Genomic DNA, 24,640 nt, shown 5'->3' with positions numbered 1-24,640 from the left:
TCGTCTAGATCACGCGGTGATCCGCCGCGGAGTCGTATGCCGCATACGCCCCTTCATCATCGCGACGCCGCGTATCGGAAACGATGCGCCCTGCTTCGAGCTTCACCACGCGGTCGGCCAGGGAGAAATACCTGTCGTCGTGGGTGATCGCCACGACCGTCTTGCCACGCGCCTTCAACTCGGGCAGCAAGCTGCGATAGAAGTAATCGCGGAAGTGCGCGTCCTGGTCGGCGGCCCACTCGTCGAAGAAGAAGATATCGCGGTCTTCCGCATAGCACTGCAAGAGTGCCAGGCGCTTTCGCTGTCCGGTGGAAAGGGTGAGCTTCGATAATTCCCCCTGCGTCACCTCGACCTGCGAGCCCAGCCCCAGCGATACCAGCAGTGTCCGGATGCGTTCGTCGGGAAGAGGATGTCCCGCCACGTCGAGCACGTGCGGAAAGAGGAAGAAATCGCCGAACACACCCGTGAAACGCTCACGATGCCGCTGCCTGTCCCGATTCAATGGCACGCCGTCGACGACGAGTTCGCCTGTGCGTGGCGTGAGCAGCGAGGCGAGCAGGAGCAACAAGGTCGACTTGCCACTGCCGTTGCCTCCGACGATGAAGAGGAGTTCGCCGCGCCGGATTTCCATGTCGACCGGGCCGAGCGCTACCCGTCCGTCCTCCTCGCCGGCATAGGCATAGGTGGCGCCCCTGAGCGCGATGCTGCGCCATTCGTCGCCGATGCCCGTATCCGCCTCGCGTGCGGGTGGATCGACGTCACCACCAAGGTCCAGGCCGACGCGTTGGAGATGACGCAAGCTGGCCGTACCGACGCCCACCTGCCGTGCCGCGCTCACGATGAACGCGACCGGGCCACTGAGGAACAGTGCGCCGATGACGAAGCGCATGAGCGTCGCCTGCGGCAATGCCAGGCTCGCGTAACCGACATAGACGATGACGAAGACCGATGCGTAGATAACCGCCGACGACCACGCCTCGTTGAAACCCAGGCCCGTATGCACCTGGATCATCAATCGGCGGGAACGGCCGATGGCCGGACGGATGAGTTCCTCGGCGACATGCCTGGCGCGTGCGGCATTGAGCGCCAGTTCCTTCTTTCCTTCGCTGAGGTAGCGGAAGTATTCGAAGACCTTTTCGTTCGCTTCGCGCAAGGCGTCGAAACGCCGGCGAAGAAACCGCTCCAATGCCAGGGAAACCACGACCGTGACGCCGAGAAAAGCGGCGAGTATCCCGAGGAGAGGTGGCGAAACGCTGGCGAGGTAACTCGCATACAGCACGACGAGCAGCCCGTTGTACGCCAGCAAGGGTGCGACGAGCACCAGCGGCGCGATGCTCGCCACGTCCTCGATGAGCGAACCGAAGATCGCGTGCTTCTCGTTGGCCAGCTTCTCGTACTCCAGGTCGATGAAGCGGCGCGAGAGATCGATCCGCAGTTGCGCGACGAGGTCGCCGCCCAGGCGAGCCAGGATGAACTGCGATACCGCGCCTGTCGCGAGCACGGCGGCCAGCCAGCCTGCGCCCTCCAGCGGCGGCGCCGTGCGGCCAGCATGCACGCCATTGGCCGCCAGTTCGTTGATATGCGACAGCAGCGTCATGGTGGACAGGGCGCTCGCGGCGGACAGGGCCACGGCACCGAGGACGAGGCCACGGTGTCGAAGGATGAAGCGCTTGAGGATCATCGATACGTCCTTCCACCCGGCGTGGCGGCGTCATCGCATGGTGCCAGACACCGGTCGCCGGTATGTGTCGTCTCTTGCGCGCAAATTCGGCAAACCGGGCAAATCCTTGTCCCGGAGTCATCAGAATGCTCCGGCGGCGTCGTCGTGGACGCGCCCGCCGCGACGCGCTTCTTCAACGTCCGGGCGCACATTCGTAACACCTAGGAGTACTCGTATGCAGACCGACAAGATCCTGGCGGGATGGTTGAGTGGCGCCGACAGCGTAGGTGGGTATGACAATCCGGCGGGTTCGCTCTACACCGAGGGCCACGCCCAGACGGTGATGGCGATGACCAGCACGGACATCGCACTGATTTCCAACTGTAGTTCCTGTACGGCCTCCCGGCCGGGCGTCTGCTGCTAACACGCGGTAGCCGCGATAGCCGTGGCCAACCACCACGGCTATCCCTTCGCCATCCTAGAAACCGCAACGGTATCGCCGGGACCGCCCATGGATGCATCCGCGTCGCAGAACGCCTTCGCCCCTGTCATCGCCTTTCTCACGGATCACATACGCCGGCGGCTCGCCGAGGACATCGCCCGCCAACCCGGGCTCGACGACATGGAGCGCCCGCTCGTCGCAAGGGTCGCGGAACGCGCCTTGCTCGACAACGCCGAGCGAAAGCTCAACCGCGTACTCCTGCTGGAGCTGCATGCGGCAAAGCTCTCCGGTGATCTTCCCGAGGGGACCGAAGCCTCGCGTTTCGCCGCCTTCGTCACGCGAGCCATGACACCGGAATTCGTAGCGGCGATCGATCGCCGCTATCCCGTCCTGACGCCTCGCCTCACGAAGGTGCTGGACCAGCAACGCCATGCCATCGTCACCATGCTTTCACGGCTGGCCGCCGACCGTGAAGCCTTATCGCTCTTCGTCGGGGCCGATCTAGTCGAGCTGCGCTCGCTGTACCTCGGCGAGGGTGATGTCCATGAAGGCGGACAGTCCGTGGCGCGCCTGACTTTCGCCGGCGGCACGGTCATGTACAAGCCGAGGTCGTTGCGTGTCGACGCCGTGCTGGACCATTTTCTCGACACGATGCTCCATGACGATCCTTCACGCATACGCGTACCCCCGGTGCTCGACCGGGGCGACTACGGATGGAGCCGCCACGTCGACCATGTCCATTGCACCGACGACACGCAGCTGGCCATCTTCTATCGCAACATCGGGCATTGGCTCGCGGTCATGCGCTTGCTCGGCGGCACCGATATCCACTACGAGAATCTGATCGCTTCGTCCACCATCCCATACGTGGTCGACGTCGAGAGCCTGTTCGTCACGGAGATTCCCCTCCCGCCCTCGCAGAAAGGCGAAGCGGTCGACCTCGCGCAGGCGCTCATCCGCTCGTCGGTGTTGCGCACGGGGCTGGTGCCGTTTCGTGCACCGGTGCTGGGCCTGGACGGCGTCGACATCTCCGCCATCGGCGCGCTTCAGGGCGAGCAACCGAAGATCCGCGTTCCGGAGATCGTCGATGCCGGGACGACCGACGCCCGGGTCGGTCTGGTCAGCGTCGAGATCGAGACCGGCAAGAACCATCCCTGCACCAACCCCGACATCTCGCGCTTCTGGGAAGACATCGTCACGGGTTTCCGCACGATGACCGATGTGCTCGCCGAACGGCACCGCGACGGGGCGCTCGCGCCGTTGCTCGATGCCTTCGTCGGTTGCCGCATACGACGCATCCGGCGGCCGACACAGGCGTATGTCGAGGTGATGCGCATGCTCTGGCATCCCGCATCACTGCACGACGAACCGGCCGCCATCGAGCGCGCCCGCGATCTGCTGACGCGCAATGCCGCCGTCTCGCCCGTCGCCCCTTCCGACCCGGCCATCATCGCGAGCGAGATCGACGACATGCGTCACGGCGACGTTCCCGTCTTCGCCAACGTCCTGGACGAGTCGCAACGGGACGAGGTATTCCATGCCTGGCTGGACATGCGCATCGATCTGGAGGAACTGACCATTCGCGGCGCTCTCGTGACAGCCCACCTCAATGTGCGGCTCAACGACGACAAGCGTTCGCCCTACGACCTTTCGGCCCGCAACGCCCATGCCGGGGACCTGGACCGGAGGCGGCGGTCGATGGCGCGGGAGACGCTCGAACAACTCCTGCGCCTTTCCGTGCGCGGCGACGATGGGACGATGACCTGGATCAGTCCCATCCTGGGGCGCGGGGGATGGACGATGCGCACCCTGCAGCCAAACCTCTATGTCGGCCTCGGCGGCATCGCCATCGCACTGGCCGGCTATGCCGAGGAGATGCGTCAAGGACGGCTCGACGAGGTCGACGGCACCATGGAGGCGTTGCACGGTGTCCTTCGCATCCTGCGCGCTGCGGAGGACACCGACGAAGCCGAGGCGATCGGCGGCTTCATCGGCCTGGGCTCACAGGTGCAGACCTGGCTGACGCTCGACCACCTTCATCCCGGCGAAGATTTCCTCGCGCGTGCCGTGGCGCAGGCGACACTCATGGAGCGCTGGGACATCGAGAACGAACGCGTGCTCGATATCCTCGAAGGCGTGGGCGGCGCGATCGTTCCCTTGCTGAACCTCGCCGACGTCACCGGCGACTCGCGCTGGCTTGCGCTCGCCGGGCGCGCCGGCAGGCATCTCGAAGCGGCCGCCATCGTCGATGAACGCGGGGCGCGCTGGCCCGCTTCGATATTCGACGAGCCGATCGGTGGGTTCGCCCATGGCGCGACAGGCACCGGTTGGGCTCTCACGCGCCTCGGCCTCAGCGATGCCGGCGACGCGGACGACCGGCACCGCTGGCTCAACCTCGCGGAACGGGCGTTCGATTTCGAAGAGTCGCTATTCGACATGAAGGCGGGCAACTGGATCGACGTGCGCAAGCCCGACAGCGGCGACTTCGCGAACACCTGGTGCCACGGCAGCGTCGGCATCGGCCTGGCCGCGTGTGACCTCTACGACCGAACGAGGCACCCGCGCCACCTGGATACGCTGCGCCGTGCGGTGCTCGCGGCGGCCGACGGCGGCTGGGGACACAGCCACACCCTCTGCCACGGTGACCTCAGCACCTGGGAGTTGCTGACGCGCGCGGCGCGGCTCGATCCGTCACTCGTGCCGAACACAGGGCTGCCAGCCGCGGCCATCGTGCTGTCCAGCATCGAGGAACACGGCATCGTCGGCGGCCTCGCACGCGACGCGTTCACCCCCGGGTTGATGAGCGGTGTCTCCGGATCGATCCTGCAGTTGGCCCGGATGCACCCGGCATGCCGGATGCCGTCGCCGTTGCTGATGGAGTATCGCGTGGCCGTGGCGCCGCACGACACGGCTCACGAATACGACGTGGTGGCGACTTAGCGGTCCCTGCGGGACATATCCGAGGTCCGGCAACATGCCATCAGTCATGCCAACCATCCCGTCAGGGCCGGCATCCCACCCGCTCACTCGTCAGTACGGGAATCACATGCATCGCTGGATATCCGCCACCCTTCTGGCCCTGGTTTCCGTCGCCGCTACGGCGCAAGAACTGCCGAAGATGATGTTCCTCGGCTCGGGCCACCTCGCCAACCACAATCGCGACGTGGCCAATACGCATGTGGAAGACGTGCGGACGCCGGCACGCCAGGCCGAGATCGAACAGATGGTCGCGCGGCTCGCCGCCTGGAAGCCCACGCACATCGCGATCGAATATCCCTACGCCAAGCAGGCCGAACTCGATAAGCGCTACGCGGACTATCGGGCCGGCCGGTACGCCTTGTCGGCAGATGAAACCGACCAGATCGGATTGCGGCTGGCCAAGCAGCTCGGGTTGCCGCGTGTCGATGCCGTCGACTGGAACGGGGACGCCCCAGGCAAGGACGCCGACTACGACTGGATGGCATGGGCGAAAGCGCACGGCAAGACCGATCTGCTGGAAAAAACCGTCGCGCCATGGAAGGCCGAAGCGGCAAAGGAGACCGAGTACCTGAAAGGCCACAGCGTGACCGACTGGTACCTCACTTGGAACGATCCCAAGCGCATGAACGAAGACGCGAAAGGCTACTTCGAGCTCCCGCTCTTCGGCGACGATACCAACAACCCGGGCGCGGCATGGGTCGGCCAATGGTATGCGCGGAACCTGCGCATCTTCACGCATATCCGCGCACTGGCGACGAAGCCGGGAGATCGCGTGCTCGTCGTCTATGGGGCGGGCCATGGGCCGCACTTGCGCAAAGACGCGGTGGAGTCCAACGTATTCGAGTTGGTCGAACCGCAGCCATGGCTGACCGGTAAAGCGACTGCCAGATAGACGGCAAGGGAACACACGGATGAGCGGTATCGTCGATCTCCACGTCTCCGAGTACCGCCCGGGCGGCAGCATGGCGGGTCATCGTCACGACGAGGCGTGGTTTTGCCTCGTCGTGGAAGGTGGTTACGAGGAAAGCATCCTGGGCATGCGCAATGTCCACGGGCCGGGTGACCTGTTGTTCTGCCCCGCCCACGCCGCGCATGGGCAGCGATTCGGCAGTCAGGGTGCGCGCAAGGTCATTTTCCATCCCGACGACACCTTGACGGGCCTCCTGGGCGAGCATCGTGCGCGATTGGACGGGCGTCCGCTGATACGCCGCTCGCCTGCGTTATACGAGTTGGGACGGCGCATCGTGGAGGCGGTGGCGGTAGATGACGCACACGCGCCCATGTGCGCCGAGGCCCTGGCCCTCGATGTGCTCGCTGAAACCGGTCGCGGCATGGCGGAACTGAGCCTGATGGAACCGGGCTGGATGCGCCGCGTACGGCAGTGCCTGCATGACGATCCGGCGCGTGAACTGTCCCTGGCTGACCTGGCCGCCGTGGCAGGCCGGCATCCCGTGCATCTGGCGCGCAGCTTCCGTCTGTTCCACCACTGCACGCCGGGCGATTACCTGCGCCGCCTGCGCGTGGAACGTGCGGGGCATCTCTTGCGCACCACGAAACGGCCTCTCCTGGATATCGCGCTCGAATGCGGCTTCGCGGGAGCGGCGCAGTTTTCCCGCTCGTTCCGCGCGGTGCACGCCATGACACCCTCGGCCTGGCGCAGGTCACGCTAATCCGTGTAAAGCGCGAGTGGCCGACGGCTGATAGCTTGGCCACATGAAAAACCATGTTCTCGCCACCTTCCTTGCCCTGGCTTCCGCTTCCGCCCACGCCGAAGACCGGCATATCGATCCCGGCATATGGTTTGCGAGCCCCGCGGCGGAGGCCACCGATCGCAAGATATTGTTGGCGGATGCGGACGCACTGCCTGTCCTGGACAATCCCTCGCCGGGCGCGCTTCTCGACTACCTGCACCGCGCCGAGAGCCTGCTCGGCCGCAACCAGCGTCACGCCGCATGGCTACATCTGCGCACCGCGTTGGACATCGACGATCATGCCGCCGACGAAGCACGAAATGCCGTGGGCGATGCCGCCGACACCGTGGTGGAACGCACGCGACAAACCCTGCGGAAAATCGGCGACGACGGCTTTGCAAAGGACGTCGCCGCCCTGCCCGCCCTGGACAAGTACCACTGGTTGCTCGAGCGCGCCACGCGGACACTCCCGCACGAACTCCCTGAAGACCAGCAAGCCATCGTCTCCGCGTTATCCGACCAGGACGGCAAGGCCTTCTGGAACATCTACCAGAAGACCCGCCGGAGCGCCGCCTATGGCAGCGTACACACCGCGCATGGCGACCTGGATGCCGGAAAGGACGCGGACAAGCTGGCGGCCGATGCCGATCGTGGCGTTCGCGAACAGGCGTGGAAACAGCGCCAGGCCGCCCTTGCCGCCCAGGCGGAAACCTACGCATCGATCCTGGTGGGCATCGTCCGCCTGAACGACCGCGTCGCCAAAATGCAGCACTTCGACGACGCACCGGAAGCCACGTACTTCGCGCGTCTTTTCACGCGCGCCGACGTGGACGCCACGTCGAAGGCGGTGGAGGCTCACGCGTCCGTGCTGCAGGATTACCAACGCTTACGCGCGGAGCATGTCGCACACGTCCTTGGCACCGAACAGGCGCACAGCTGGGACCTGTCCATGCCGACGCCGGGTTTCACGCCACCGGCGTTCGATGAAGAGCGGATGCGCCGTGTGATTCCCGACGCGCTGGCGCCCCTGGGCCGTGATTACGTCGCCCATTTTCGCGCCCTGCTCGACCCCGCGAACAAGCGTACCGACCTGGCCACGTCGCAAGGTACGCGCGAGAACGATGCCTTCTCCATGACCGCTCCGGGTGCTCCCGGCACCTTGTTCCTCGGTGTCTGGAAGCCGACGGTCACGGAAGCCAGCGTCGTCGCACACGAGGGTGGTCACGCCATCCATAGCCAGCTGATGAACGAGCGTGGGGTATCGCCTTTCTTCAACCATGGTCCGAGTTGGATGCATGAAGGCATCGCCATCCTCAACGAGATGCTGTTCTACGAATACCTCTATCGCCATACCGACGATCCTGCCGCGAAGGCCTACTACTTGCAGGCACAGCTGGACGAAATGACCTTCGAGATTTTTACCTCCGCCGAGGAAGCCCAGCTGGAGGAAGGCCTGTACGACGGCGTGGTGGCAGGCAAGATCCGGGGAGCCGCGGACATGGATGCCTTGACCCTGGACATCACGAAGCGGTTCGAGATCTGGCCATCCATCGACCCGCAACTGGCCCATGCATGGATCGGCAAGCGGCTGATGTTCGAGGACCCTCTATATCTCGCCAACTACCTGTATGCCGGCCTATGGGCGACCAGGATGTTCGAGATGGCTCGAAAGGACCCTGCCGGTTTCCAGAAGCGGTATGCCGCCTTGATGGCGGAAGGGTTCGATGCACCGCCCCGGCAATTGCTGGCCAGATTCTTCGGGAAGGAGTTGTCGCCTCCGGAACTCGTGGAGACGGACATCGCGGTGATCCGGGAGAAGGTCCTGGCGCTGGGTCGCCTGTACCGCACGCTGGACGCGCCACGTAACGCACCTTGAGTACGCGGCGATCGTTCGCATCCACTCCCCTCTACCTGAGTGGAATGGTGAACGACCCGCCCGGGTACTGCTGTGCCATGAACTCCACGAAGGCCCGCACCTTCGGGCTTTGCAAACGTCGCGACGTATGCAGCACCCAAAGCTCGACGTCCTTGCCCGCGATCCCCCATGTCACGAGGTCGCCGCTTTCGAGCAGGTTTCCCACGATCGATTGCGGCAACAAGGCGACACCCGCGCCCGCGGCAACGGCATCGCGAACCATCAGTAGCGACGACAGGCGCAACACGGGTTGCGGCTCGATGGCGAGCTTGCCGTTGCGAACGGTCCATACATCGCCGTCGCGATAGGTGGACATGACCACGGCTGGCATGGGGAAAGGTCCGTCACGGCGACCCTTGGGCATCGGGATGGATGGCGCCGCGGCGAGAACCAAACGGTCCCGGGCGAAGCACCGCCCGACGAGGTCGCTGTCCTTCTGCGGATTGATGCGGATGGCCACGTCGAAATGTTCATCGACCAGATTGACGAAGCGGTCCTCCGACACTGTCTCGATCTGTACTTCCGGGTAGCGCTCGACGAATTTCGCGGCGAGCCCTCCCAAGGCGAGTTGCGAGAACAGCTGCGGCGCCGCGATACGTAAACGACCGCGTGGCATCGCGAGGCCATCGCGTACGGCGGCGAACGCCTCGGCGATCTCGCGCATGGGTCCTTCCGTGCGCCCCACCAACAACTGGCCTGCGTCGGTCAGCTCCAGGCGTTGCGTGCCGCGCTCGATCAGACGCGCGCCCAGTTCCTCTTCCAGATCCCCAACCCGACGCGACAGCGTTGCCTTGGAGCGGCCCGTGGCACGGCTGGCCTTTCCAAAGCCCCCATGTGTCGCCACGAGATGGAAGTCATCGAGTGCGTTGAGATCCATGGTGTCTCGTTTTTGATACCAGGTGTCTCGATTCTATGGTCTGTGTATCGAATGTGGAACCCCCTATTGTTTGGTCCGTACCCACCAAACACCAAAGGAAACGCATCGATGAACACTATCCGCGCCCTGCAACTCGCCGCGTACGGCGGCCCGGAAACCATCCGGACATCCTCCGTTGACGCCCCTGTTCCCGAAGCCGGCCAGGTCCTGGTCCGCGTCCACGCCGCCGGAGTCAACGGGCTGGATTGGAAAGTCCGCGAAGGCTACGTGCGGGATGTCTTTCCGTTGCAACTGCCAACCACCCTGGGCATCGAACTCGCCGGCGTGGTCGAGGCAGTGGGCCCCGGCGTGACGCGGCTGCGTCAAGGCGACCGCGTCATGGGTTCACTCGGACGACTCGGCGCTTATGCCGACCTGGTCGCCGTCGAGGAGGCCAACCTCAGTGCCGTGCCGCAATCATTGAGCTTCGTTGAAGCCGCCGCGTTGCCCGTGGCTTCTGTGGCGGCATGGCAGAGCCTGCATTTCGCCGGCCCGATACACGTCGGCCAGCGCGTCCTGATCCATGGCGCTGCGGGTGGGCTCGGCGGCTTCGCTGTCCAGTTCGCACACCAGGCGGGAGCGGAAGTGTTCGCCACCGCGCTGGGAGAACACGCCGAGTACGTCCGCGGCCTTGGTGCGGACCACGTCATCGCTTACGACTGGGAGCAATTCGAAGACCGCGCGAGCGACATCGACCTCGTACTCGATTACGTCGGAGGGGAAGTGCTGAGCCGCTCGTGGTCCGTGCTCACCGATGACGGCGTCATCGTCAGCACCGCGTCGCCGGCCATCGAAGCAAACACACCCGCCGGACGCCGTGGCCTCTGGTTCGTGAATACGCCAGACGCCACCCGCCTGCATGCGATCGCCGAAGAAGTGGCTGCGGGCCGCCTGCAGTCCAAGATCGCCAACGTCGTGCGCTTCGACGACCTCCCCGCAGCCATCGAACGCAACCGGACCCAGCCGCAGCTCGGCAAGGTCGTCGTCGATTTTTCCCTCTGAATCCGTAACCCCTCCTCATTTAAATCACCGGAGTAAACATCATGACCATTCTCGTTACCGGAGCCACCGGCAATGTCGGCCGCCAAGTCGTCGAACAACTCGTGAAGCGCGGCGCCGACGTCCGCGCACTCGTACGCGATCCCTCGAAGGCCAACTTCCCGGCGAGCGTTACCGTCGCCCAAGGTGACTTGCTCGACGTCGACTCCCTGCGGGCAGCCTTCTCGGGCGTCTCCACGCTGTTCCTGCTCAATGCCGTGACCGCCGACGAATACACGCAAGCGCTCATCGCGCTCAACATCGCCCGTGAGTCAGGCATCGAACGCATCGTCTACCTGTCGGTGATCCATAGCGACATCTACGTGAACGTTCCTCACTTCGCGGGGAAGCACGGCGTCGAGCGCATGATCGAAGACATGGGCCTCCACGCGACGATCCTGTGCCCGGCCTACTTCATCAACAACGACCTTTCGATCAAGGATGTGGTGACGGGGTACGGCATCTATCCCATGCCCATCGGCAGCAAGGGCCTGGCGATGGTCGATACGCGTGACGTCGGCGAAATCGCGGCCATCGAATTGCTTCGCCGCGAGCAAGCGGCCGAACCGCTGCCGCTCAACCGGATCAACCTCGTCGGCCCCGACACGCTCACCGGAGCGGATGTCGCTGCGATCTGGGCGGACGTGCTTGGCCGCCCGATCGCCTACCCGGGTGAAGACATGGCTGGATTCGAGCAGAACCTGCGCCAATACATGCCCAGCTGGATGGCTTTCGACATGCGCCTGATGGGTGAGCGGTTCGTTACCGACGGAATGGTGCCGGAGGCTGGCGATGTCGAGCGGCTGGCGACGTTGTTGGGGCGGCCGCTTCATTCGTATCGGGGGTTCGTGGAGGAGGTTGTCGCGGCAGAACGAACCGATTGATGTCCATCGCTCAACACGGTGGGGCCTGGCGCGTGACTAGTGGCAGGCCCCGCCCGAACCTACGATGGACGCGGCCTTCGACTCGACGACGGAAAGATTCAGATGACGGATGCAGTGACCCCATTGAACGACGCAGGCCGGGCGCCACAGCGTTTCGCTGCGACAGCGGCGGAATGAAGTCCGTATGACCAATCACGTGGATTTCCTGCGGCGCGGACTGCTGCGAGGCGTCGCGGCAGGTGCAGGCATCGCCGGCCTGCACCTGGCTCTGGGTGGCAAAGTGGCGTCCGCCAGTGGCATCGGATCACCCGCATTGGCCTTGGCGCATTTGAAGAATGTCGATGCCGGTGTCTTGAACATCACCTACTACGAAGCGGGGCCGGCAAATGGGCCCGCGGTGGTGCTTCTGCACGGGTTCCCGTACGACATCGAGGCCTACGCGGAAGTCGCGCCCATCCTGGTGGCCGCGGGTTGCCGGGTGATCGTTCCCTATTTGCGCGGCTTCGGCCCCACGCGATTCCTGAGCGCGGACACGCTTCGGTCGGGCGAGTTCGCGGCGTTCGGCGCAGATCTGGCGGCACTGCTCGACGCATTGTCGTTGCCGCGCGCCGTGCTGGCGGGATACGACTGGGGCGGCAAGGCGGCCAGCGCCGTCGCGGCCCTCTGGCCCGAACGCTGCGCGGGCCTGGTATCGGGCAACGGCTATGCGTTCGCGGACCCGGCTGCGGCGTTGATCCCGGCGAAGCCCGAAAGCGAGATGCCGCTCTGGTGGCAGTTCTACTTCCAGACCGAGCGAGGACGCGCCGGTTACACAAAGTACCGCCGTGAGTTCAACCGGCTCTTCTGGAAACAATGGTCACCGACCTGGCGCTTCGACGACGCGACCTTCGCACGCACGGCCCCATCGTTCGACAACCCCGACCATGTCGAAGTCTCCATACATTCGTTCCGCCACCGATTCGGCGCAGTCCAGGGAGACCCTGCCTATGCCGAGATCGGTCGCAAGCTTGCATCGCTGCCCGCGATACCGGTGCGGACGGTGACACTGGATGGCGGCGACGATAGCGCCCATCGACCGACCGACGGTTCGGCCCAGGCGGCGAAGTTCACGGGGCCGCGCATACACCGCGTGATACCGGGAGCGGGACACAACCTGCCGCAAGAGGCGCCGAGGGCATTCGCGGACGCGGTGCTTGAGCTGGTTCGTGCGGAGCGTGGCGCGCGCTAGCCGGGCCGCCTCCGCTAATGCAGTCCGTGTAGGTTCGACGCATTCCCAAGGCTGCATCGACGGCCATGAAATCGTCCGCTGATATGTCCGGATGCGGAGCGCCAATCAACGTGGGGAAAGTTCTCACGCTATAGGAAGATAAGCGCTTCACTACTTCACTTCGGTTCGTTCAGTGACGGCATTGAAGGCATTCGCATCCCGCGCCTGATCCCACGACATCCGCGCATGCGCCTGTGCCGTGCACTGCACGCCCATGTTCGTCAGTGCCGCGATGGCCTCCAATGAAAGCGCCATGCGACGACAGTCGACTGCATCGGATTCATGCACGAGATCGGCGAGAAATTCGGAAAGACCGCGCGCGTATTGCAGCCACTCGATGGCACCGTTCAGGAGATCATGTGGTGTCGCGTCGGGATCGAGCGGATCGTTGGCACGACGAGGCGTGCCCTTGCCTTCGGATAAAGACATGGAGAATTCCTTGAATGCTGCCGCACCCTCGTCCAGGTGCGGCACGCCACACAGCGCAGCGTGCCGCGGATCAAACGGACTCGCAGGTTCAGCGGCTGCCCGAGACCGGGCGCCGGGGCGGATTGATTGATGAAGTGGATGCGGCGTCAGCCTGTTTCAGTAGCCCACGCAGGCGCTTGCCCTAGGAAGCGGCCAAGAAACATCTCAAATGAGGGGCTGAATCCGCGGTTCGTCAACCGTGTCTGCGAGGTCGGCAGACGGCCCGGTGACCGTTGGGGATGTCGCCGGGGGGATTCGGCGGGCGAGCGGGTGCCGTATGATCGTGGGTAGCCACTGATCGACTCCTTGACAGTTGGTAGTGGTCAGCAGGTCAGGGGTGTTGTAGCACCCTTGGCCTGCGCTTCTCACCGCATTGAGCGGCGGTTGCTCGCGAGGCAGACATTCTACGCGTGGACAACGTTGCGACCGTAGCAAAACAACAACGAGTTGTCTGTAGGCGTGCATGTTGATCGTGCCACGATTGGCATCACAGCGCCTTGTCGACCACGGCCATTCCGATATCGGATGGGCGCCTGAAGGCGCTGGTGATCAAATCGATCTGCTTACCTGGAACATTGAAGTCTTCAAAGTAGCCCATCCAGCTTCGCGTGACGGATGCAACGTCACTGATCGCTAGCGCCGCTTCAGCGCGACCGAGTCCGAACTGTCCACAGCCATCCAGAGCATTCTCCAGGGTAGGTATGCGCGTAGGAGTCCTTGAGTAGGAACTCCGCAACGTTGCAAAAGGACGGCGCATATGCAAATGCGGCAAAACCGTCACCTGGACTGTCTGGCATTCTCCTGTAGTGGAACACCACATACGGCGTTGCGAAGGACCCGGTGCCACGCCAGACCGGACGTGCCCAGTTGTCTCAGGTGGTGAGACATGGCCGCGCGAAGCTGCCCTTGAACACACTTGAATAAGTGTGACCTGCGCCCCAGTCTCATTCGCGGGGATATGCAATCAGGGGAATCGACTTGAGCGAGCCATATAGGGTGCTGTGTCTGGATGGCGGCGGAATGCGCGGCGTCTACCAGATTACCTATCTGCAAACCTTTGCTAGCCGTTGGCGTGGCGACGCATCCGGCAAGACCGATATCGGCCGGTGTTTCGACCTTATTGCAGGAACAAGCACAGGAGGCCTTGTCGCTTGTGCGCTCGCAGCCGGAGTTCCCCTTGAACAGGTGCGCGATCTCTATTCAGAGAAGGGGCCGGACATTTTCCCAGGCCAGTGGCTACGGTCCGTTCCTTACCTTGGCAAACTCGTTCGAGGAATCGGCTACGGCAGCCGGGCTGGTGAGAAGGCGCTCCGAACGGCCCTTGAAGAAGTTTTCGGACCGATGACATTTGCCGATGTGCTCGACAAGCGCGGCATCGCGCTGGCCGTACCCACCATTGACATGGGACGACACCGACCCGTCGTATTCAAAACTCGGCATCTGGCGCGCTCGAACGGCCGGGACGACACACGCACTCTTGTTGACGCCTGCATGGCGACTACCGCCGCACCCATCCTCCGTGCGCTCGCAGCGGTGACCGAGCCAGGCTCCGGCGCGCGCGTGGTTTATACAGACGGCGGCCTCTGGGCCAACAACCCGGGCGTACTGGCCGCGATAGAGGCAATTGAGATGCTCAATGAGCGAAAAGAGACCGACCGGCCCATCCATCTCTTCATGCTCGGCTCCCTGCCCGCTCAAGGCGGCGAGGAAATCACGGACCGGAAGCGATATCGCGGCATGGTCGGATGGGGATTTGGAGTCAAACCAATCACGGTAAGCCTCAATGCTCAGGCGGAAGGGTATGACTACGTTGCCCGGAAGATGCTGGAACTGAAGCATGCGTCCTTTGCCTACCGCCTTCCGGCCCAGTGCCCGTCGGGCGAGCTCCACCGCTATCTAGAGAACATGGACGATGCCCGACCCAAGGTGCTGGGTGCGTTGTCCAGACAGGCTGCGTCCGATGTCGACCTGCTCTGGGCCGAGGCGGCCCGCAGTCCCGACGGCCACGCTGCCCAATTCCGCAACGCGCTCGCCGCTTGCATCAAAAACGAGGAGTGACACATGTTTGACTGCAGCAAGGAAATGAAGAACTTTCACGACGACGATGTGGCGCTGCCGACCGCGATGCAAACGGAGATGCGAGAGCGGCGAAAGAATGGCCGCATCCGTCTTGAAAACGGGCTTGAACGCGACGGCTTCAAAACCCCAAGCTTTCACGTACAGGGGTCTTATGCCATGAAAACTATGGTGCAGGACGACAATCGAGAATTTGACATCGACGACGGCGCATATTTTTCTCTGGACGCGTTGACGCACGACGGTGGAAATGAACTCACCCCGCTCGAGGCCAAGGAGCGAGTGCGCAACGCCCTGTGCCAGGATGAGCGCCTTGCCAATCCGGCAACCATCCATGACAACTGCGTCCGTCAAGTGTACCCGGAGGGGTATCACATCGATATTCCCGTATACCGCATCAAGGTGTCGAAAGGCGCCGACGGCAACGGAAATCAATCTTACGAGCTCTCCACGAAGCAAGGATGGGAATCGTCCGATGCGCGAGAAGTTACCCGGTGGTTTGAACGAAAGCTGGAAAGTGTGGGCGATGGCGAGAAGGGGGAACAGCTTCGTCGTGTCGTGCGATTGACCAAGTCCTTTGCCCGCAGCCGGGACGGATGGACAGAGAAAACGGGCAGCGGCATCACACTAACCCGCCTTGTCTGCGACGAGTTTGCGAAGGTGCCGGCCCGAGACGACGAGTCGCTACGAAAAACGTGGCAGGCCATCGAGACGCGTCTGGCCAATTCGCTGGCGGTCGTCCATCCTGTCAATGACAAGAATCTCGCCGAAGATGGCGATGAAAAGCTCAACTTCTTTCTTGGAAAGCTCACCGAGGCACTCGGAAACCTGGAAATCCTGGACACCATCTGCACTAGGCGTGAGGCTCGTGAGGCCTGGGACGCGGTCTACGACACCACCTACTTCACCAAGCAGCCGACGCCCGAAAAGCGCCTTTCCGTGGATGAGGCGAAGGCGGATGACCGCAACGATGGTGGTGGGGTCTACGGTTGACCATCGTGTTACCCCCTGCTGCCCGCAATGCCATTGAGGCGATTCTTGAAGCGCGCTGGCCTGGCGAGTGGCGCCGGGCCCGAGACAACGAGGTCATGCCCGGCGGCATGTCCGGACGGACCGTGTGGCGACTAGATGCAGCGCCGGGAGACCACAGCCATGCCGGGGTTCGGTTCGTATGGGTCTCTGTCGACCCTGACTTCCCCCTGAGCAGGATGCGCGTCCACGCCCCGGGCGCCGTCGGGCCTGGTACGCCAGCATGGCCTCACGTCGAAGGTGAAGGCGCACTCTGTCTGCGTGCCTTGCCCCTCGACGTCGAGCGCCATGTACGACTTGCCATCAGTGACGCATTCGACATTCTCGGCATGGACGACGCAACGCGGACGGAGGAGTTTGGCCGGGAGTTCATCCCGTATTGGGGCCGACGGACAGGCACCATCCCCGAAGCACGCTCACTCGTCGTTCCCGGCGGGCCGACGCGTCCAATTGTGTGGGCCCGGTGGGACAAGTCGTATATCTTCGCCGAGGACAAGGCTGCTCTCACGCACTGGCTTACACATAGTGGGCACAAAGCGGACGATATCCACCGCTCCCGGCTTGTGCGCCTGGCGACCGCCCCTTCACCCGACGACTACCCGAAGATGGGCGCGGACCTTATTGCGCTTGACCCACAGCTGCGTGACCTTTGCGAGAGACGGGCACCGTTGCCGGTGCTTATCGATGTACCTACGCCTGGCGGCACTTCACAGGTGGCCGTCGTCATTCAACCCCCGGACGTCCCCGGCCTCCCGAAAAGAGCTCACCCCGTTTCGGCAGACCGACGCGACCAAGTCTTTGGAAACGCACCGGTCGCGCGGATGAGCGTCATGCGTCAAGACCATGCCTGGGTACACGGTCGCGACCAAAATTCGGCAGCCGCAACCCTATCGGACAAGGTCGTTGGCGTCGTCGGGTGCGGCGCGCTTGGCAGCGAAATTGTTCGCCTCCTTGCGGCGGCAGGTACCGGACAATTTGTTCTGGTTGACAAGGACCGCATGGAGTCGGCCAACACCACGCGGCACACGCTGGGGGCGTCATCGGTAGGACAAGGCAAGGCGCCCGCTCTGAGTAGTCATGTCGCCCGGCAATTTCCGCACCTTGCGAAATCTATGTGCTACCACCGCGCCTTTGAGGACTTGGGCGACGAAGCGCTCAACGAACTTGCCAGCTGTAATCTATTGATTGCGGCCGGCGTTGACGCCCTCGCCATTATCCGTATATGCCGCTGGCGGGACGGTCTGGACGACCCGCCGCCCCTGCTGGTTGCGTGGACGGAGGAATTTGCCTGCGCAGGCCACGCCATACTGGTGGAACCGGGGCTCACAAGCGACACGTTCCTCAACTCCAGGGGCCGACCGGTTGCGAACCTTACGTCCGATTGGCCACTCGCCGCCGCCGTAAATGTCACGCCTGCCGGGTGCGGAAGTGCCTTCCAGCCTTACACCGCCACCGACATGATGGGCACCGTCCAGACCACCACGCGCCTTGCACTCGACGTGCTGCTCAAGGGCACGCCTGCCCCGGTCCACCGCGTTTGGCTGGGTGACCGGAGTGTTCCGGAAGCACTCGGGGCGAAGCTGTCGGGTGCGTTTGATGGAAGCCGCCGGGAAAAAGAGCTTCTATGACATCGAATTCCGCCTCAACCCTTTGGCGGGCTAGCCACCCTGACTTTCCCGATGACATCCGTTTTGCACTCGAAGCTCTCTCTCATCTCCAGGCGCACCGGCAGAGTGGTTGGTTTGCGAAGGAGGCGGGCGGACAACTTTTCGGACGTGCAGCCGACACGGGTTTGCTCGTCGTTACTGCGAGTGGCCCCTACAAAGGTGATACTCGAACGCGGACGAGCTATCGCTCAAATCCTCATGCTGCCGCCCGGGCTATTGCCGAGATGCGCGAGGGGGGGCTCTTTTATCTTGGTGAATGGCACACACACCCAGAACCTCATCCGCGCCCATCAAGGAGTGATGTCAACGCATTCATACAGCTCGTCAAAAATTCCCGGTTTGCAACCGCAGTTCCGGTGCTTGTCATCCAGGGGCAGGCATGCTCACCCATGGGGTTAGCGGTCCTGACGTGTGAAAACCGCAAGCTTCTTCCATGGTCGGTGGTCGATTCACCGTCAGCTCCGGCGGCACTGGCTTGAGATATCACGCCAACGCAGTCTCAAAGACGATTGGCCCTTGCAACGGATTCAGGAGCACAAGATGGATTGGTTGACCTTCATTGTGGGCGTGCTCAAGGCCGTCGCTTGGCCCGCCACCCTACTCGGCCTGACATTCTGGCTAAGGAAACCGATTCGAGACCTCGTTCCACTCCTTCGCAAATTGAAGGTCAAGGAGTTCGAAGTCGAGTTTGCCAGGGAGGTCGTGCAACTGGGTGCAGAGGTTCAACTCGATTCGGCGAATTCCAAAACAGAGGAAACACCCATCCCCGCCACTGATGGCGGTCCAAACGAAGCCCCTACGAGCCAGACGCCCCCATTAGCCAGCCGGGAAGCAAGGCCGAACCGCGAAGAAGAGGTCTTGCGTCTCGCCTCCCTTTCGCCGCGTGCGTCGATAATGGAGGCGTGGGTCGAATTGGAGACGGCAGCAGCAGAAATGGCCGCGTCATTTTGGATGCCTGGAAATAGGCCAGAAATCTTCCGCAACAGTCGGCGCCTCGGCGAGTACCTGCTCCAATGCAAAGTCATCGACGCTTCGCAGCTCGCCGCGTTCAACAAACTCAAGGAGCTGCGGAACAAGGCGGTCCACGCGGAAGAACTAAATTTGGGTGTCGCCGAAACTCAAATATACGTGGAGCTGGCCTTTGCTCTGGCGAAGCACATCAGGGCGGCGTGACCGTCGTGCGTCGGGAACCTCTCGTCAGCCCAGGAAGTGCCGCACGATTGCCCCGATAAGGTTAACCGCCACAGTGATGGCTCCGCTAATCAGCGCCACACGAATTGGCTTGTCACGGGGTTTTTCGTTAACCACCTGATGGATATTGATGTTACCGCCTGCATGGACCGCACCGATGGACTGGGTGGGACCAGCGACGAGGGGCTGCCGGCATGGGGCAATGGCTTCACGCAAGCGTGCGGCCTCCTTCCGCAGCTACACGCCGACGAGGGCAAAGGCAACGGCTGTGCAGATGACCGGTGACAGAAGCAATTCGGAGATGAGGTCTTCCGTCGGGTCAGGCAGGCTGCTCCACACCCAGCCGATACCTGGCAGTGCCACAACCGCGTCGTTTAATGCACTGAGGTCAGCGGCCAGCTTGGCCAGGTGACCGGGGTACCACGACAGGCTCCAGGCGTACAGCGAATGTGGAATTGCTGCGGCAAACAGTGCCATCGCCACCAGCGAGAGAGCCCACCTGATGGTCTTGTAGGTCGTCGCCCTCTATCGGGCCTCTTGTACTGACAGGGTCATCCCTAAACCTTTTTCCGGAGAGAGCGTTTATCGGCCCTGCTCGGGAAAACTTGAGTCTCAGATATGCGTCATCAAGCCATCAACACTCGGTCTCCCTACGCGCCGGCACATCGTCATGACGCTTCAGGGTTAAACCGGGTCGCCAGAGACGCGACAACAAGCATGAAAGACTTCAATCAAAATCGAGGACAGTGGCCGTCATGAAGATGCTGTTTGCATGCATGAGCACGCCGGGTTCAAGCTCCACGTCACCGGTCACTTCAAGCGACATAACGTCAACCATTCGTCCATCATCATTGGAGTGACTTGTGATGATGCAGCGCCTGTCACGGGGATGGGTCACAAGTGAGACGTGGTCAGCCTCGATAATACGGACGTTGGCTCTTCGACATAGCCTCCCCCAGTAAATCAACCCTTCGATGTGGTCGCAGTCGCCGAAGGGCTGCCCACAAATCGAGCAGTCTCCTGCTGTCTCGATATAGGCAGCACTGTTGAAGATTTTAAATGCCGGGAAAAGGCAGCTTTCCATCCTGCCCAAGACCCCATGGAGCGTCTGTGCGCCATTGTGGTCCTTGGCCAAAAGGGCGGTCGCGCAGTATTCCTGAGCATCGACCAGATGACTCCATGCCCGCACACTGTCACCCTCCTTGAGCTCCACCCACACCCGCAGGGCAGATTGAACGCTCCGCAACATGCATTGGAAATGGAACATCAAGTGGGCGACGTCCTCCCACTGTTCTACAACCGCATGGCGTTTAACCGCTTTGATGCCAATAATGTAGGAATCAATCTCCTCCGCCTTCAGACGCTGTAGCTCAGTTGACCGGACCATGTAGTTCAAGTGAACACACGCATCGATGAACGTGGAATAGCGGTCACAGAGCTCCGGGATTGTGAGCTTGTGCCCGAAGTCAGTATGGACCAAGTCAGACATCCTTAAAGGCATCCATCTTGAGGTCCTTCAGACCTTCAACAGGACCGGAATAGTCCAGGCGCGTGACCTTATGCGTCGCCGTTTCTTCGACGACAACGGAGAATTTTACCTGTGCATCCTTTGAGTTTGGGTGGGTATCTTTCATGTACGCCACGACTACATCAATGACCATGTTGAGAAACGGCGCACCCACGGCCCAGTTGTCAATTGCAAACTTGAGTATCGGAAGATAGATGTCCGCCGACTTTTGCACCAGAAACCGGTCAGAGGCAGGAAGCGGAGCCAAGTCAATCTTGTCTTTCGCATACTTTGCAAAAGAGATAGATGCGGCATGGAACAAAGGCTCTTCATCGGGCCTTTCGAAGTTCCGGGGCAGGATTTCAAAGGCATGAGTGGAATCGCCCAAGGACTCCATTTCCAGGACAGTTTTCTTCAGTTCCACAACACTCCTCCTTTGCATTTCGAAACAAAATTTCACCGCCAACCGCTATTCGGTGCTAAAGGCGGTAAGTCACCTTGGACCCGTCCACAGCCAGATGACCCGCCTTTCCGAGTCCCGCAAGGATGGCCTTGATGTCGTCGTCCACCAGCTGCTTCTGGAACAGGGACCCGATGGTGCTGGACAGTGTCTTGACTGTGCGCGGGCGGGAAGCGCCTCGCTGCCGGAGGTTCGCCAGGACGACATCGACCTTCTCGGCCAGTGTTTTCGAGTTGGCGGCCTTGAGCAGCGGGATGTCGGTGACGTCCTTGTGCCGGGCCGCCAGAATCTTCTTTGATTTGAGGTGGGCAATGAGCGGGTCAAAGCCCGCGTCCTTCGAGATGATGTGGAAGAACGCTGTGGGGTCCTCGCAAGAAATGCGGCCGATGTAGTACGCCACATGGAAGTCCAGGGCGTTCGAGCCGTTGCCGCTGATTTTGATGTAGCTGGCATTAGACCCCAGGGCCTGCATCGACTCCGCCACTTCAAACGTCACCTTCGCTTGGCTTGCCCCGACAAACAGCAAGACCTTAAAGGGCTGGTCACCAGCCAAGGCGATAAGGGATTTCGGCTGGACGTTTTCGTAGTCGACTAGGACGTAGTTGGTGCGCATCAGGCAGTTCCCTTGTTTTTGTTTGATGCCCAGGCTGGCAAGGAAAACTGCCCCGACCGATACGCAGGCAACGCTACGCCCGCCTCAAACTTCGATAGAGCCATCACCCGCTCCGGCAGGCTCGGTGCATCAATGTAAAACTTGGGCAACACGCCCCCCGACAGCCCGTGCCCGGTGATGCGGGCAATCGTCCCGTGACCGACGCCGGCCCGGTCAAGCCGCGTGGCCATCGTGTGTCGGAACGCATGAAAACCCATGCCAGAGTCACTGACACCCCGGCCCTTGATGTACGTCGAGAACTGCCGGCTCATTTGCCGGCCGAATCCGTTGCCATCGTGATTGGGCAAATGCGGAAACAATCGCTCTTGCCCGGCACTTTTCATGTCTTCAACAAATGCCATGAAACCTGCATCGAGAAGCGGTTGAGCAATGGGGATGAACCTCAATGAGGATTTGTTCTTGAGCTTTTGGCCGGGCTTGCTTTTTCGGATGTGAAACCCCGGCACGCCGTGTTCAGTGGCGATGTCATCGACGTAGAGCTGGCAGACCTCAGTGATTCGAGCCCCTGAAAACAAGCCAATCAAGGGCGCCCAGAACCGGTGCGGGTACTTCGCCGACCACTGGGCGAACGCCACCGGCTCAAAAATGGCGTCGAACTTGGATGCCTTGGCGATGCCCTTCAATGGACTTTTTTGGAAATGGTCGTTGTCCATCAGAAAATTGATGAAGACCGACAAGCGCTGGCGATGTTTGCTCAAGGTGTGGGCTGCTTGTGGTTCGCCGCCCGCTGTTTTGGCTTTTGCGATGATTTGCCGCACCGACAGTCCGGCATTCTCGACCTGCTTGGACGCGTTGCGCGGCCAAAACGCCACTTCATCAAAAAACAGCCGGCAATCATCGGCATTCAATGCCGACGCCTGCTTGTCCCCGACGATGCCCACGAACAGACGCAGGGTGTGCCTGCTGCCGAGCACGGTTTTCTTTTCGCGCTTGGCCCGCTCCAGGTCTCCGAGATGCACGGAAATCTGGTGTGAGAGGAGACCCTCTTTCTTGGGGATGGTCTTCGGCGCGGAAGCGACCGGAACGGGTGATGTTTCTGCAACCGGGGCCGGCTGCGTGGCCTCCCGGACAAGCTCACGGAACTGCCGTTGGTCTTCGGGAGTGTCGATTTGCACGTTCCGGAATGTCACGCCATTGGGCAGCGACACTTCGCCCAAAGTCAGGTCCCGGCGACCCGCGATTCGGGCCGCATCCAGTGCTTTCTTGAGGTCCACGCCTTCCCCCTTCCGTAGGCTGCCGAACGCCTGCGAGAGTGCCACAGCCATGGTCTCGGCAACCAGCCGGGCGTGGTCGCCTTTGACCATCTTCAGAGGGCGGACGAGGAAGCGGGAGCCGACGACGCCAAGCAGGTCAGCAGGCACACGGAAGCGGACGTAGAGTCCGGCGGGGCGATGGAGAAAGAGGGGCTTTGGCATGAAGGCGATACCCAAAACGATACCTATTCGAAGGCCGTTTCCGGGTATCGCTTATTGCCTGCAACCGTTGCGCCCCAAGGGCTACAGCAGGTTGTGGAGCGGGTGAAGGGAATCGAACCCTCGTCAGTAGCTTGGGAAGCTACAGCTCTACCATTGAGCTACACCCGCGTCGGGCATGGATGGTAATACGACAGTGGCGATAGGGGAAAGGTGGCGGGTGGCTGAACGCGTCCGTGGGTTCTTACGCCGGCTCCAGGCCCCGGGCGCATAATCCGGCGAGGGAATCCCTACGAGGGTCAGGCCATGCGTCGCGCGTTTTCGCTTTCCATCGCCATCGGGCTCGCGCTCGGCGCGGGTGTCGCGGGTGCGCAATCGCGCACCGTATCCACGGCGGACATGCCCAAGCCGGGGGTCAGCTATATCTCCGGGCCCTCCGTACCCGTTCGCAAGGACACCGTGAGCACCGGAAGCCTGCCCCAGCCGCCCCGGTTCTATGTGGGCGGGCAAGTATCGGTGGGCGATGACGGGTATCGGGAACAGTCAGGCTACGGCGATGGCTCCGTGGCGGAAAGCGGCTATTACTACGGTGGCGGCTATCCCCCGGGCTACGGTTACGGCTACGACCGGGACAACCGGCGCGGGCATGGGCATGACGGCCACGACGACGGGCATGGCCATGACCACGATGGCCCGGGCAACGGTCACGATGGTGGACACGATCATGATCATGGCCGGAACGGCTCGTTGAGCCTGGCAGCGCCATCCGGTGGGAATGCCTCGGCCAGCGGAGCGGGTGTGAAGCTGGCGCCGCAGCGGCCTCCGGAGCGGGATAACCGTTGGCGGAATGGTTGGAATGGTGGTTATGGAAACCAGCAGCCTCAGCCGGGGACGGGGATGACGAACAGCAGGGCGCCGCAGCCGGGGACGGGTATGGGGTCGGGGAATCAGCCGGGGACGGGGGTTCCTTTGCGGGGTGGTAGTGGTGAGGGGTGGCGGGGGCGGTGAGGGGGGGGATTCGCGGCCTAGGCCGCTTCCCACCCTGCTCGGCCACCCTGCTCGGCCGCCTTGCATGCCTCCCTCATCCTAGGCTGCTCTCATCTTGGTTTCCCAAGCAGGTGGGTTGGGTACAATTGGGGGATGCTGATCACTCTTAACGGCGACGCGCGCGAATGCGCGCCCGGCACTTCCGTGTCCGCCCTGCTCGACGCCGCCGGTTATGCCGGCAAGCGGGTGGCGGTGGAGGTCAACCTCGAGATCGTGCCGCGCAGCGCGCACCCGACGCACCTGCTTGCCGAAGGCGACCGGGTGGAAATCGTCCACGCCATTGGCGGCGGCTGACGCCGCGCCCTCCGACGGATAGCC

Annotated in this window: 23 protein-coding genes and 1 tRNA gene; 14 read left to right on the top strand and 10 right to left on the bottom strand. The window is 62.4% G+C overall.

The window, feature by feature from the left end:
• Positions 1 to 4 precede the first annotated feature (4 nt).
• Positions 5 to 1,681 carry a cyclic peptide export ABC transporter gene (locus AB6730_RS05340; RefSeq protein WP_371022618.1) on the bottom strand — a complete coding sequence of 559 codons (1,677 nt, stop codon included), beginning with the start codon at positions 1,679 to 1,681 and terminating at the stop codon, positions 5 to 7.
• A 214-nt stretch (positions 1,682 to 1,895) separates the two neighbouring features.
• Between AB6730_RS05340 and AB6730_RS05335 the strand changes: the two genes are divergently transcribed.
• The 5 genes from AB6730_RS05335 (at position 1,896) to AB6730_RS05315 (ending at position 8,648) form a co-directional block, all read left to right on the top strand.
• The gene (locus AB6730_RS05335) at positions 1,896 to 2,084 is read left to right on the top strand and encodes a DUF6229 family protein (RefSeq protein WP_306850975.1); all 189 of its coding nucleotides are present in this window, start codon (positions 1,896 to 1,898) and stop codon (positions 2,082 to 2,084) included.
• Between the two features lie 87 nt (positions 2,085 to 2,171).
• On the top strand, positions 2,172 to 5,042 hold the full coding sequence (locus tag AB6730_RS05330; protein WP_371022617.1) for a type 2 lanthipeptide synthetase LanM family protein: 2,871 nt from the start codon (positions 2,172 to 2,174) through the stop codon (positions 5,040 to 5,042).
• Between the two features lie 106 nt (positions 5,043 to 5,148).
• The gene (locus tag AB6730_RS05325; protein ID WP_371022616.1) at positions 5,149 to 5,973 is read left to right on the top strand and encodes a DUF5694 domain-containing protein; all 825 of its coding nucleotides are present in this window, start codon (positions 5,149 to 5,151) and stop codon (positions 5,971 to 5,973) included.
• Positions 5,974 to 5,992: 19 nt separating this feature from the next.
• Positions 5,993 to 6,751 carry a helix-turn-helix domain-containing protein gene (locus tag AB6730_RS05320; protein ID WP_371022615.1) on the top strand — a complete coding sequence of 253 codons (759 nt, stop codon included), beginning with the start codon at positions 5,993 to 5,995 and terminating at the stop codon, positions 6,749 to 6,751.
• Positions 6,752 to 6,794: 43 nt separating this feature from the next.
• Positions 6,795 to 8,648, top strand: coding sequence for a M3 family metallopeptidase (locus AB6730_RS05315; RefSeq protein WP_371022614.1), 1,854 nt, complete (start codon positions 6,795 to 6,797; stop codon positions 8,646 to 8,648).
• 31 nt (positions 8,649 to 8,679) lie between these two features.
• On the opposite strand, the gene AB6730_RS05310 is transcribed toward AB6730_RS05315, so the two are convergent.
• Positions 8,680 to 9,564, bottom strand: a complete 885-nt coding sequence (locus AB6730_RS05310) for a LysR family transcriptional regulator (RefSeq protein ID WP_371022613.1) — start codon at positions 9,562 to 9,564, stop codon at positions 8,680 to 8,682.
• Between the two features lie 108 nt (positions 9,565 to 9,672).
• Here AB6730_RS05310 and AB6730_RS05305 point away from each other — a divergent pair, with 108 nt between their 5' ends.
• The 3 genes from AB6730_RS05305 (at position 9,673) to AB6730_RS05295 (ending at position 12,753) form a co-directional block, all read left to right on the top strand.
• Entirely contained in the window at positions 9,673 to 10,605 is a 933-nt protein-coding gene (locus AB6730_RS05305) for an NADP-dependent oxidoreductase (RefSeq protein WP_371022612.1), read from the top strand.
• Between the two features lie 41 nt (positions 10,606 to 10,646).
• A complete protein-coding gene (locus AB6730_RS05300) occupies positions 10,647 to 11,525 on the top strand; it encodes an SDR family oxidoreductase (protein ID WP_371022611.1) in 879 nt (292 codons plus the stop codon).
• A gap of 184 nt (positions 11,526 to 11,709) precedes the next feature.
• On the top strand, positions 11,710 to 12,753 hold the full coding sequence (locus tag AB6730_RS05295; RefSeq protein WP_371022610.1) for an alpha/beta fold hydrolase: 1,044 nt from the start codon (positions 11,710 to 11,712) through the stop codon (positions 12,751 to 12,753).
• A gap of 150 nt (positions 12,754 to 12,903) precedes the next feature.
• On the opposite strand, the gene AB6730_RS05290 is transcribed toward AB6730_RS05295, so the two are convergent.
• Entirely contained in the window at positions 12,904 to 13,221 is a 318-nt protein-coding gene (locus AB6730_RS05290) for a hypothetical protein (protein ID WP_371022609.1), read from the bottom strand.
• Positions 13,222 to 14,256: 1,035 nt separating this feature from the next.
• Here AB6730_RS05290 and AB6730_RS05285 point away from each other — a divergent pair.
• From AB6730_RS05285 to AB6730_RS05265, 5 genes are all read left to right on the top strand, one after another.
• Positions 14,257 to 15,318 (top strand): patatin-like phospholipase family protein, encoded by a 1,062-nt coding sequence (locus AB6730_RS05285; RefSeq protein WP_371022810.1) that lies wholly within the window; start codon positions 14,257 to 14,259, stop codon positions 15,316 to 15,318.
• Between the two features lie 3 nt (positions 15,319 to 15,321).
• Positions 15,322 to 16,329, top strand: a complete 1,008-nt coding sequence (locus AB6730_RS05280) for a cyclic GMP-AMP synthase DncV-like nucleotidyltransferase (RefSeq protein ID WP_371022608.1) — start codon at positions 15,322 to 15,324, stop codon at positions 16,327 to 16,329.
• Positions 16,330 to 16,631: 302 nt separating this feature from the next.
• On the top strand, positions 16,632 to 17,993 hold the full coding sequence (locus tag AB6730_RS05275) for a ThiF family adenylyltransferase (protein ID WP_371022607.1): 1,362 nt from the start codon (positions 16,632 to 16,634) through the stop codon (positions 17,991 to 17,993).
• Positions 17,990 to 18,511, top strand: a complete 522-nt coding sequence (locus AB6730_RS05270; protein ID WP_371022606.1) for a Mov34/MPN/PAD-1 family protein — start codon at positions 17,990 to 17,992, stop codon at positions 18,509 to 18,511. Before AB6730_RS05275 ends, AB6730_RS05270 begins: the two co-directional genes overlap by 4 nt.
• Positions 18,512 to 18,572: 61 nt before the next feature.
• The gene (locus AB6730_RS05265; protein ID WP_371022605.1) at positions 18,573 to 19,205 is read left to right on the top strand and encodes a hypothetical protein; all 633 of its coding nucleotides are present in this window, start codon (positions 18,573 to 18,575) and stop codon (positions 19,203 to 19,205) included.
• Positions 19,206 to 19,229: 24 nt separating this feature from the next.
• Here the strand turns inward: AB6730_RS05265 and AB6730_RS05260 are convergent, their stop codons facing one another.
• From AB6730_RS05260 to AB6730_RS05230, 7 genes are all read right to left on the bottom strand, one after another.
• Positions 19,230 to 19,439, bottom strand: a complete 210-nt coding sequence (locus AB6730_RS05260; protein WP_371022604.1) for a hypothetical protein — start codon at positions 19,437 to 19,439, stop codon at positions 19,230 to 19,232.
• A 21-nt stretch (positions 19,440 to 19,460) separates the two neighbouring features.
• Positions 19,461 to 19,700, bottom strand: a complete 240-nt coding sequence (locus tag AB6730_RS05255) for a hypothetical protein (protein ID WP_371022603.1) — start codon at positions 19,698 to 19,700, stop codon at positions 19,461 to 19,463.
• Positions 19,701 to 19,950: 250 nt separating this feature from the next.
• Positions 19,951 to 20,712, bottom strand: a complete 762-nt coding sequence (locus AB6730_RS05250) for a hypothetical protein (RefSeq protein ID WP_371022602.1) — start codon at positions 20,710 to 20,712, stop codon at positions 19,951 to 19,953.
• Positions 20,705 to 21,154 carry a hypothetical protein gene (locus tag AB6730_RS05245; protein WP_371022601.1) on the bottom strand — a complete coding sequence of 150 codons (450 nt, stop codon included), beginning with the start codon at positions 21,152 to 21,154 and terminating at the stop codon, positions 20,705 to 20,707. The genes AB6730_RS05250 and AB6730_RS05245 overlap by 8 nt, the downstream gene beginning before the upstream one ends.
• A gap of 55 nt (positions 21,155 to 21,209) precedes the next feature.
• Positions 21,210 to 21,803, bottom strand: coding sequence for a PIN domain-containing protein (locus tag AB6730_RS05240; RefSeq protein ID WP_371022600.1), 594 nt, complete (start codon positions 21,801 to 21,803; stop codon positions 21,210 to 21,212).
• Positions 21,803 to 23,293: a tyrosine-type recombinase/integrase gene (locus AB6730_RS05235; RefSeq protein ID WP_371022599.1), complete on the bottom strand. Its 1,491-nt coding sequence runs from the start codon at positions 23,291 to 23,293 to the stop codon at positions 21,803 to 21,805. The genes AB6730_RS05240 and AB6730_RS05235 overlap by 1 nt, the downstream gene beginning before the upstream one ends.
• A 79-nt stretch (positions 23,294 to 23,372) precedes the next feature.
• Positions 23,373 to 23,446, bottom strand: a tRNA-Gly gene (locus AB6730_RS05230).
• A gap of 969 nt (positions 23,447 to 24,415) precedes the next feature.
• Here AB6730_RS05230 and thiS point away from each other — a divergent pair.
• Positions 24,416 to 24,616, top strand: coding sequence for a sulfur carrier protein ThiS (thiS, locus tag AB6730_RS05225; protein ID WP_306850982.1), 201 nt, complete (start codon positions 24,416 to 24,418; stop codon positions 24,614 to 24,616).
• Positions 24,617 to 24,640: the final 24 nt, after the last annotated feature.

The organism is Luteibacter sp. RCC_6_2, from assembly GCF_041360655.1.
GTDB lineage: Bacteria > Pseudomonadota > Gammaproteobacteria > Xanthomonadales > Rhodanobacteraceae > Luteibacter.
Note: the sequence above shows the minus strand (reverse complement) of the source record. Positions and strands in the feature narration are given on the sequence as shown.